The 10,798-nt window shown below is 46.8% G+C and carries 10 protein-coding genes; 8 read left to right on the forward strand and 2 right to left on the reverse strand.

The window, feature by feature from the left end:
* The 4 genes from mutM to ACTHS3_RS07970 all read left to right on the forward strand — a co-directional run.
* The coding region (gene mutM / locus ACTHS3_RS07955) for a DNA-formamidopyrimidine glycosylase (RefSeq protein ID WP_440367615.1) at positions 1-690 on the forward strand (690 nt) is incomplete at its 5' end.
* 64 nt (positions 691-754) lie between these two features.
* Positions 755-1,540, forward strand: a complete 786-nt coding sequence (locus ACTHS3_RS07960; RefSeq protein ID WP_049336498.1) for a 1-acylglycerol-3-phosphate O-acyltransferase — start codon at positions 755-757, stop codon at positions 1,538-1,540.
* A gap of 188 nt (positions 1,541-1,728) precedes the next feature.
* Positions 1,729-2,466, forward strand: a complete 738-nt coding sequence (locus ACTHS3_RS07965; RefSeq protein WP_004520136.1) for a redoxin family protein — start codon at positions 1,729-1,731, stop codon at positions 2,464-2,466.
* Positions 2,467-2,718: 252 nt separating this feature from the next.
* A complete protein-coding gene (locus ACTHS3_RS07970) occupies positions 2,719-4,125 on the forward strand; it encodes a dihydrolipoyl dehydrogenase (RefSeq protein ID WP_004520137.1) in 1,407 nt (468 codons plus the stop codon).
* 79 nt (positions 4,126-4,204) lie between these two features.
* Here the strand turns inward: ACTHS3_RS07970 and ACTHS3_RS07975 are convergent, their stop codons facing one another.
* On the reverse strand, positions 4,205-5,335 hold the full coding sequence (locus ACTHS3_RS07975; RefSeq protein ID WP_004520139.1) for a PilT/PilU family type 4a pilus ATPase: 1,131 nt from the start codon (positions 5,333-5,335) through the stop codon (positions 4,205-4,207).
* A 204-nt stretch (positions 5,336-5,539) separates the two neighbouring features.
* On the opposite strand from ACTHS3_RS07975, the gene ACTHS3_RS07980 reads away from it, so the two are divergent.
* The 3 genes from ACTHS3_RS07980 to lepB all read left to right on the forward strand — a co-directional run bounded on the left by ACTHS3_RS07980 (position 5,540) and on the right by lepB (position 9,186).
* Positions 5,540-6,241, forward strand: coding sequence for a 5'-methylthioadenosine/adenosylhomocysteine nucleosidase (locus tag ACTHS3_RS07980; protein WP_049336499.1), 702 nt, complete (start codon positions 5,540-5,542; stop codon positions 6,239-6,241).
* Between the two features lie 132 nt (positions 6,242-6,373).
* Positions 6,374-8,167: a translation elongation factor 4 gene (gene lepA, locus ACTHS3_RS07985; RefSeq protein WP_049336500.1), complete on the forward strand. Its 1,794-nt coding sequence runs from the start codon at positions 6,374-6,376 to the stop codon at positions 8,165-8,167.
* Positions 8,167-9,186, forward strand: coding sequence for a signal peptidase I (gene lepB / locus ACTHS3_RS07990; RefSeq protein ID WP_070588271.1), 1,020 nt, complete (start codon positions 8,167-8,169; stop codon positions 9,184-9,186). Before lepA ends, lepB begins: the two co-directional genes overlap by 1 nt.
* A gap of 54 nt (positions 9,187-9,240) precedes the next feature.
* On the opposite strand, the gene ACTHS3_RS07995 is transcribed toward lepB, so the two are convergent.
* Positions 9,241-10,119, reverse strand: coding sequence for a DMT family transporter (locus tag ACTHS3_RS07995; RefSeq protein WP_070588272.1), 879 nt, complete (start codon positions 10,117-10,119; stop codon positions 9,241-9,243).
* 237 nt (positions 10,120-10,356) lie between these two features.
* Here ACTHS3_RS07995 and ACTHS3_RS08000 point away from each other — a divergent pair.
* The coding region (locus ACTHS3_RS08000; RefSeq protein ID WP_440367618.1) for a gamma carbonic anhydrase family protein at positions 10,357-10,798 on the forward strand (442 nt) is incomplete at its 3' end.

The following is a 10,798-nucleotide window of genomic DNA, read 5'->3' on the forward strand; positions in this document are numbered from 1 at the left end:
GGGCACAAAGTTTTGGCATGCAGTCGGCGTGCGAAGTATTTGATTATTACTTTTGAAACGGGTATTTTACTTATTCATTTGGGTATGTCCGGAAGTTTGCGGATTTTTACCGCCGATGATGAGCGCATCGCCACGCCGGATAAGCATGATCATTTAGATTTTGTATTTGATGACGGCACCGTATTGCGTTATCACGATCCGCGTAAATTTGGTGCGGTATTGTGGTATGAGGGTATTGCCGAGCATCATCCGCTGTTGGAAAAACTGGGGCCGGAGCCGCTCTCGGACGATTTTGATGCAAATTACCTGTATCAGAAATTGAAAACCCAAAAGCGTGCAGTCAAATTAGCGCTGATGGATAATGCGGTGGTGGTTGGTGTTGGCAATATTTATGCGAATGAAAGTCTGTTTAAGGCAGGTATTTCGCCATTGCATCCGGCAAATAAGCTGACCAAGAAAGAATGCGCATTATTGGTGGAAACCGTTAAAGCGGTTCTGCAAAGGGCGATTGCAACGGGCGGCAGTACGCTGCGGGACTTTGTCAATAGCGATGGCAAAAGCGGCTACTTTCAGCAGGAATATACGGTCTATGGCCGTCACAATGAGCCTTGTGTCCAATGTGGCGGGCTGATTTTTAAAGAAACTTTGGGGCAGCGTGGAACGTTTTATTGTCCAAATTGCCAGAAATAGTTTCAGACGGCCTTAAATGTCAGAGGCCGTCTGAAAATAATGAATACCATACAGAAGAAATTTTATGTCTAAACAAAAAGCTCCTTTTTTTAAACGACTGGGCAGACTTTGCCGTTTGGCGGCTTGGTTGTTCCGAACCGGCCGGAATTTGCGTGCCATCGATGGCAATAATGCAGAGGAACGCAATCATGCTGTGGTTGTTTTGGGAAAAGGCGCATTGGATGCTTTGGATATTGAATTGGAAATCGGCGTACCGCCTCAAGGCAATGTGAGCGGTACATTGGTAGTGGCCAACCATGTTTCTTGGTTGGATATTTTTGCCATGAGCGCCGTTTATCCGAGCAGTTTTATTGCCAAGCAGGAAATCAGCGGTTGGCCGGTTTTGGGGAAAATGGGTAAAAATGCCGGCACGGTGTTTATCAACCGCAATTCCCGCCGAGATATCGAGCCTATTAACCAGGCGATTTGCGCGGCATTGAAAGCAGGACAGAATGTCAGCTTCTTCCCTGAAGCGCGTACTTCTTCCGGCTTGGGTATTTTGCCGTTTAAAGCAGCCCTGTTTCAATCGGCGATTGATGCGAAAGCGCCGATTCAAGCAGTGACCTTGCGCTATTATGATGGCGAAGGACAACGGACGGACTTGCCGTCTTATGCGGAGGTAAACCTGTTTCAATCTTTATGGCGCATTGTTTCGATGAAGAAAATCTGTATCCGTTTGGATTTCTCGCCTCAATACAAACCGACAGATATGCCGGATAAAGACCGCTATGCTTTGAAAGATATTGCGGAAACAGCCATCGGCGAAATTGTGGCTTCGGATTCGCCCGTTCAGCCCTTACCTAAAAAATAATTTCAGTCAGGCACTTGTTTTATTTCAGATGGCCTTCATTTAGAGGAATAGCTGTTTTCGGTTTAATTGAATTGATAGTTTGATGTAATTAATATTATTTGAACTATAAATTATACAAATCGATAGGCCTGCATTAAAATGCAAGCATTGATTCATTTCTCAAACCCGAATTTTTAAGGAGCTTAAAAATGGCTTTGCAAGATCGTACCGGTCAAAAAGTACCTTCCGTAGTATTCCACACTCGCGTTGGCGACACTTGGAAAGATGTTTCTACTGATGATTTGTTCAAAGGCAAAAAAGTAGTCGTGTTCTCTCTGCCTGGCGCATTTACTCCAACTTGCTCTTCTTCTCACCTGCCACGCTACAACGAATTGTTTGGTGCGTTCAAAGAAAACGGTGTTGACGCAATCTACTGCGTATCTGTAAACGACACTTTCGTAATGAACGCTTGGGCTGCTGAAGAAGAAGCCGACAACATCTACATGATCCCTGATGGCAACGGTGAATTCACTGAAGGCATGGGCATGTTGGTTGACAAAGAAGACTTGGGCTTCGGTAAACGCTCTTGGCGTTATTCCATGCTGGTTAACGACGGCGTGGTTGAAAAAATGTTTATCGAACCTGAAGAACCAGGTGATCCTTTCAAAGTGTCTGACGCTGACACTATGTTGAAATACATTGCTCCTGACTGGAAAGCTCAAGAGTCTGTTGCCATCTTCACCAAACCTGGCTGCCAATTCTGTGCTAAAGCTAAAAAAGCTCTGCAAGACAAAGGCTTGTCTTACGAAGAAATCGTATTGGGCAAAGATGCAACTGTTACTTCCGTACGCGCTATTACCGGCAAGATGACTGCTCCTCAAGTATTCATCGGCGGTAAATACATCGGCGGTAGCGAAGACTTGGAAGCTTACTTGGCTAAAAACTAATCGCCTGTATGCTTGAGACGGTTTAAACAGGCCGTCTGAAAGATAAAATATAGAGTTATTCAGACGGCGTTTACAATTCGGCGTTCTGAATAACTCTATATTCGCAAGTAGAATTTGAGATTATTGTTTTAAATCGATATTTAGGTATTGGCTATTGATTTTTAAATTTTGATAGTTTGTGAAGTTTAGGCCGTCTGAAAACGGATAACCTGATGGCAATATCGGTTTGGATATAGACAGTAAGGATAAAATATGAAAAAGATTCAAGCAGATGTGGTAGTACTGGGTGGCGGTACAGCCGGTATGGGCGCATTTCGCAATGCCCGACTTCATACAGACAATGTTTACCTGATTGAAAATAATGTGTTCGGCACGACCTGCGCGCGCGTGGGCTGTATGCCTTCTAAACTCTTGATTGCCGCAGCAGAAGCGCGCCATCATGCTTTGCATACCGATCCGTTTGGCGTGCATTTGGATAAAGACAGCGTAACGGTAAACGGCGAAGAAGTCATGCACCGCGTGAAGTCCGAACGCGACCGTTTTGTCGGTTTTGTAGTCAGCGATGTAGAAGAGTGGCCTGCCGACAAGCGTATTATGGGTACGGCAAAATTTGTTGATGAACACACCGTCCAAATCGATGACCATACGCAAATCACTGCAAAAAGTTTTGTGATTGCCACCGGCTCACGCCCTGTGATTTTCCCGCAATGGGAAGTTTTGGGCGATCGCTTGATTGTGAACGATGATGTTTTCTCTTGGGATACCCTGCCTAAGAGTGTGGCCGTATTCGGCCCCGGCGTAATCGGCTTAGAGTTGGGTCAGGCTTTGCACCGTTTGGGCGTAAAAGTTGAAATTTTTGGCGTGGCAGGTGCTATTGGCGGTATTTCCGACCCTGTTGTCGCTGAAGAAGCCAAAACTGTTTTTGGTGAAGAGTTGACTTTGCATTTGGATGCCAAAACCGAAGTCAAATTGGACGCAGAAGGCAATGTTGAAGTTCATTGGGAACAAGATGGCGAAAAAGGCGTGTTCCATGCCGAATATGCTTTGGCTGCCGCCGGCCGTCGTCCGAACGTGGATAATATCGGTTTGGAAAATATCAATATCGAAAAAGACACGCGCGGCGTGCCCGTTGCTGATCCGCTGACCATGCAAACCAGCATTCCTCATATCTTTATCGCAGGCGATGCGTCCAACCAACTGCCTCTGCTGCACGAAGCTGCCGACCAAGGCAAAATTGCCGGTCATAATGCCGCTATTTTCCCGAATATTGAGGGCGGTTTGCGCCGTAGCGTAATCGGCGTGGTATTTACCAGTCCGCAAATTGCCACTATCGGTTTGAAATACGCGCAAGTTGCAGCGAAATATCAACCTGACGAGTTTGTCATCGGCGAAGTTTCCTTCCGAAACCAAGGCCGAAGCCGCGTTATGTTGGTAAACAAAGGCCATATGCGTTTGTATGCTGAGAAAGCAACCGGCCGTTTCATTGGTGCGGAAGTTGTCGGCCCTGCTGCCGAACATTTGGCACACTTGATGGCTTGGGCGCATCAAATGAAGATGACGATTCCGCAAATGCTGGATATGCCGTTCTACCATCCGGTTATCGAGGAAGGTTTGCGCACTGCATTGCGTGATGCCGATGCAAAATTGAAACAGGCTTGATTATTTGATGGAATAAAGGCCGTCTGAAACTCATAGTAAGGTTTCAGACGGCCTTTTCTATGCTTTGAAGCTTTTACTTTTAAATCAATTCTAAATCTGGACCGGCATTTTGCGCACGACGGCTTCGTAATTGAATGTCTAGGCGCAAATCGTGGGCGGAGTCGGCATTTTTAATGGCGTCTTGATAGCTGATATCGCCGTTTTCATACAAATCATATAAGGCTTGGTCAAAAGTAATCATGCCCATGCCAGTTGATTTTTTCATCATTTCTTTGATGTTGTGGACTTCGCCTTTTCGAATCAAGTCGGCAATAATGGGCGAATTGAGCAAAACCTCGACAGCCGCTACGCGTCCCCGTCCGCCTTCACGGGGAATCAGGCGTTGCGAAATAAAGGCTTGCAGGTTGAGCGATAAATCGGTTAGCAACTGGTTACGGCGCTCTTCGGGGAAGAAGTTGATGATGCGGTCCAGCGCTTGGTTGGTACTGTTGGCGTGCAGTGTCGCCATACACAAATGGCCGGTTTCCGCGAAGGAAATGGCGTAGTCCATGGTCTCGCGGTCTCGGATTTCACCAATCAGGATAACATCCGGCGCTTGGCGCAGGGTATTTTTCAATGCAATCGGCCAATTTTCTGTATCTACACCGATTTCACGTTGGGTGATGATGCAGTTTTTGTGTTGGTGGATAAACTCAATCGGGTCTTCGATGGTAATAATGTGGTCGAAGCTGTTTTCGTTTCGATAGTCGATAAGGGAGGCGAGGGAAGTGGACTTGCCCGAACCTGTACCGCCGACAAAAATAACCAAACCGCGTTTTCTGAGGGCGATGTCTTTCAGAATCGGTGGCAGATTGAGCGTTTCAAATTTAGGGATATTGCTGGTAATGGAGCGGAACACTAATGCAGTTGCGCCGCGTTGAACCATTGCATTGACACGGAAGCGGCTGGTATCGGGCAGGCTGATGGCGAAGTTGCATTCGTTGGTGGAAGAAAATTCTTCGATTTGTTTGGAAGACATAATCGAAAAAGCGATTTCCATACATTTTTCAGCACTCAGCGGCTCATCGCTCAGTCGTGTGATTTTGCCATCCACTTTCATGGCAGGCGGGAAATTGGTGGTAATGAAAAGGTCGGAGCCTTTGTATTTGTTCATATGGCGTAGCCAAGCGAACAATTCTTCTTTTGCGCCCGGAGTATTTTCGTCAAACATAAGAATTTAGATATTTAAAATAGAGTTATTTTATTGAGAATAATTATAACAGAAGCAATCATTATTTGCTGTTTTGCCCGCTAGAGCGGCAATCTGTTTTAAATTGAGTGTCGTGTTGGGAATATAGCAGATTTTTCAGTATCCCTGTGATTTTAAATTCTGCTGTTATAATGTTGCTCGATTAGTGAATGGAAAGGTAACGAGATGTCAGTACAAACAATTGCCGTGGTCGGCGCAATGGAACAGGAAATCGAGCTTTTGCGTGAAAGTATGGCCAATGTCAAGCATGTGTCCTTCGGTAAATTCTCGGCATATGAAGGCGAATTGACTGGAAAACGCATGGTATTGGTTTTGAGTGGTATCGGTAAGGTCAATGCAGCGGTTTCTACTTCTTGGGTCATTCATCAGTTTGCACCGGATTGCGTCATCAATACCGGCAGTGCAGGCGGTTTGGGTAAAGGTCTGAAGGTTGGCGATGTGGTTATCGGCGAAACTGTGGCGCATCATGATGTTGACGTAACGGCTTTTGGTTATGTTTGGGGACAAGTACCGCAACTTCCTGCTGTGTTTGTATCGGATTCAAACTTGATTCGTCAAGCAGAAAAGGCAGCGCAAGTGTTTGAAGGTGCAGCCGTAACGCAAGGCCTGATTGTCAGTGGTGACCGTTTTGTACACAGCAGCGAAGGTGTCGCAGAAATCCGCAGCCATTTCCCTGACGTAAAAGCAGTTGAAATGGAAGCTGCGGCGATTGCGCAGACCTGTCACCAGTTGGAAGTGCCGTTTGTGATTATTCGTGCCGTATCCGATTCGGCAGATGAGAAAGCGGACATCAGCTTTGAAGAGTTTTTGAAAACGGCGGCCGTCAGCTCGGCGAAGATGGTTACCGAGATTGTCAAATCGCTATAAAATCATGCAAAAGCGTTGAATTTCCGTTAGAATACGGAACGATTCAACCTTATTCTAAGGCCGTCTGAAAACCGAATCCCTGTTTTTTCAGACGGCCTTTCAGCCTTTAATTGCATTTATCTTAATAACAATATGAAAAACATACGGAATTTCTCCATTATTGCCCACATCGACCACGGCAAATCGACGCTTGCCGACCGTTTTATCCAATACTGCGGCGGTTTGGATTTGCGCGAAATGAGTACGCAGGTGCTCGATTCCATGGACATCGAAAAAGAGCGCGGCATTACCATTAAAGCGCAAACCGCCGCGCTCAACTATAAAGCACGCGACGGGCAAGTGTATCAGCTCAACCTGATTGATACTCCGGGACACGTCGACTTTTCTTACGAAGTCTCCCGTTCGCTGTCTGCCTGCGAAGGCGCGCTTTTGGTCGTTGACGCATCGCAAGGCGTGGAAGCGCAAACCGTGGCGAACTGCTATACCGCGATTGATTTGGGCGTGGAAGTCGTGCCTGTTTTGAATAAAATCGACTTGCCTGCCGCAGAACCCGATCGCGTGGAGCAGGAAATTGAAGACATCATCGGCATCGATGCCGTTGGTGCGGTACAGTGTTCTGCCAAAAGCGGCATTGGTGTGGAAGATGTTTTGGAAGAAATCGTTGCCAAAATCCCTGCGCCGACCGGCGATGAAAATGCGCCGTTGCAAGCGGTTATTGTCGATTCGTGGTTTGACAACTACGTCGGCGTAGTTATGTTGATTCGTGTGAAAAACGGTACCATCAAGCTGAAAGACAAAGTGCGCTTTATGAGCACCAAGGCGGAAACTCAGGTTGAGCAGCTGGGCGTATTCACACCAAAATCAGTTCAAAAACAAGAACTCAAAGCCGGCGAAGTAGGCTTTTTGATTACCGGCGTGAAAGAATTGGGACAGGCGAAAGTCGGCGATACGGTTACTTTGGTTGCCAACCCCGCTTCTGAGCCGCTGCCCGGCTTCCAAGAAGTACAAAGCCAAGTATTTGCGGGCCTTTATCCCGTGGAAAGCCATGACTACGAAGCCTTGCGCGATGCTTTGGAAAAATTGCAGCTTAACGATGCTTCGTTGAAATTTGAGCCTGAGGTTTCCCAAGCGTTGGGCTTCGGCTTCCGTTGCGGCTTCTTGGGCCTGTTGCACTTAGAAATCGTGCAGGAACGCTTGGAGCGCGAGTTCGACATGGACTTGATTACCACTGCGCCAACGGTGGTTTATGAAGTCGTGTTGAAAAACGGCGAGAAAATCGAAGTTGAAAATCCGTCCAAACTGCCTGAAATCAGCACCATCGAAACCATTCTTGAGCCGATTATCACTGCGACCATTCTTGTGCCGCAGGAATATGTCGGTAACGTTATGACTTTGTGTAACCAAAAGCGCGGCGTTCAGGTCAATATGCAATACATGGGCCGCCAAGTCATGCTGACTTATGATTTGCCGATGAACGAAGTCGTAATGGATTTCTTTGATAAGCTTAAATCGACTTCGCGCGGCTATGCCTCGCTGGACTACCATTTCAAAGAGTTCCAGCCGTCTGATTTGATTAAGCTCGATATTATGGTCAACGGCGAAAAAGTCGATGCCTTGAGCCTGATTGTCCACCGTCAAAGCGCCGTTCACCGCGGTCGCGAGCTGGCATCAAAAATGCGCGAACTGATTCCGCGCCAGATGTTTGATATTGCCGTACAGGCCGCCATCGGCAGCCAGATTATCGCCCGTGAAAACGTCAAAGCCCTGCGTAAAAACGTTTTGGCGAAATGTTACGGCGGCGATATTACGCGTAAGAAAAAACTTCTCGAAAAACAAAAAGCAGGTAAGCGCCGCATGAAACAAGTAGGCAATGTGGAAATCCCGCAAAGCGCATTCTTGGCGATTCTGCAAGTGAGTGATAAATAATGAGTATAAATCTGACTTTAGGCGCAATCGTTGTACTGCTGGCCGGCTTGGTCCTCAATTTCAAAAGCAGCAAAGAGCGTCAGGAAAACGGCGAATGGAGCTCCGGCCTGCAATGGAGTTATCTCTTGTGCATGGTCGGCGTATTCGGCATTTTGTCCGAATTTATGAGCTTTACCGCCGTATTGCTGGTGTTTGTCGTGTTCACCGGTATTGTTTGGGCAATCCATAAAGTCCGTCTGAAAAAAAGCGATACCGGCGAAGACAATGCACATTTTACCGACTACATGGGCGGCTTTTTCCCCATCATCTTGGTTATCTTTGTGTTGCGCAGCTTTATTGCCGAGCCGTTCCAAATTCCGTCCAGTTCCATGCGTCCGGGCTTGGTCAAAGGCGATTTTATCTTGGTGAACAAATTTTCTTACGGTATCCGCCTGCCGATTTTGAATAAGGTCATTATCCCTGTCGGCAACATTGCCCGAGGCGATGTCGTGGTGTTCAATTACCCACTTCAGCCTGAGATGAATTACATCAAACGTATCGTCGGTATTCCGGGCGACGTTGTGGAATACCGTGATAAGGTTTTGACTGTTAACGGTGAAATTATTTCCGAAAAACCAAATGGTAATTATCAATACGCAGATGATACCGATCCGTCTATGATTCATACGCTTGAGCGTTTTCAGACGGCCTTGAACGGCAAAAATTTTGACGTAGTCAAGGAGGCCGGTCAGCCTTCCGTATCTATTGCTGTATTGAACAAATACACTTCAGAAGTAATGCCTGAAAGCAATTACTCGTTTGAAACAAGCGGTTTGGAAAATTGCGAATACGCAGAAGACGGCAATGGCTTTATCTGTAAAGTTCCCGAAGGCCGTTATTTCGCGATGGGCGATAACCGTGACAACAGCGCCGATTCCCGTTACTGGGGATTTGTCGATGACAAACTGATTGTCGGTAAAGCCTTCTTTGTTTGGATGAACTTTGGCGAACTCAGCCGTATCGGTACCAGTATCCAATAAGCAATAAACAGATTAAAAGGCCGTCTGAAATTTTTCAGACAGCCTTTTTTGTATCTATTTTTTGTCTTTTAACGAACCTAAATAAATTGCCAATAAAGTTAAAGTGGCGCCACTCCATTGGACGATATTAATCGGTTTATCCAGCCAGAAATAATCGATCAACATGGCAGCAACTGGTTCGGAGAGCAGTAGTAGGCCGGTCAGCGATAGGGATAAAAGCGGGATGGCGTAAGCAATCAATGCCCAAGCAAAACATTGCATGACGATGCCGTAGATGGAGACTAGAATCACATCGTTTAAAGTTTTGGGGTAAAGATGGGCGGCATCGAATAGCAACGATGGGATGATCAGCGCCATTGCGCCGCCGAAGCTTAAAATCATCATCAGCGGAAACAAACCGACTTTTTCCTGCTCATGGGTTTTGCGTACGAAAACCATAGACAGGGCCAGCATGGCACCGGACACTACGCCGCTGACAAATCCCCATGCGGCATTGTCGTTATGACTGAACTCTGGGCTGCCGATTAAGGCGACGCCTATGGTGGCCAATATCAAACTTAAAATTTGTAAGGTACTTAGGCGTTCCGAATAAAAGAAGAAGCCGATGGCGGCTAAAAAGAAAATCTGCAGGCTGTTGAGCAAGGTGGAAATGCCGGGGCCTACGGCGTGAATGCTTTCGTGCCAAAGGGCGAGGTCGAATGCGAGGAAAACGCCGGATAAGATTGCGTAGCCAACTGTTTTTCTTTTTGTGGGCATTTTTTGTCTGAAAAAACGCCCGAGCAGAAAGAATATAGGGGCGGCGATCAGCAAGCGCCAGAATGCGATGGCGTAAGGGCCGACATCGACAAATTTGACGATCAAACTGCCTAAGCCGAAGACGACGCAGCCGACGACCAGTAGGGGCGCTGCATAATTTCCCGAACGTGTATCCATCGTCTTCTCCAAGAATCAAATGAAGACGATTATTCCATAAAATATAGTTGGGGTGTTAATGATAAATAGTGGTAAGCCAAGATAAAGGGTTTATGATGTAAGGCCGTCTGAAAACTGTTTCAGACGGCCTTTTGATGATTTTCTGGCTTGATTTCGTATTGTTGTAGTATAAAATCGTTTTACGCCGTGTTTTCAGACGGCCTGATCAGTTTTGGTTTTGAGAAAAGGATATTGGAAATGGCAAACCCTATTCGTGCGTTTTTGGATTATGTGCCGTCGGTTGATGAGTCTTGTTTTGTAGATGAGACTTCGGTAGTGATTGGCGAAGTGTCGCTGGCGGAAGATGTATCGATTTGGCCTTATGCCGTATTGCGTGGCGATGTGAACAGCATTTCTATCGGCAAACGCAGCAATGTGCAGGACGGCAGTGTTTTGCATGTGTCGCATAAGAATGCGACGAAGCCTGACGGTTCGCCTCTGATTATCGGCGATGATGTGACGATTGGGCATAAGGTCATGCTGCATGGCTGCCGAATTGGGAATCGTGTGTTGGTAGGTATGGGCTCGATTATTTTGGATGATACGGTTGTCGAAGATGATGTGATGATAGGCGCGGGCAGTTTGGTGCCGCCGCGCAAGCGTTTGGAAAGCGGTTTTTTATACGTCGGCTCGCCTGTGA

This window comes from Neisseria sp. P0009.S007, from assembly GCF_051962515.1.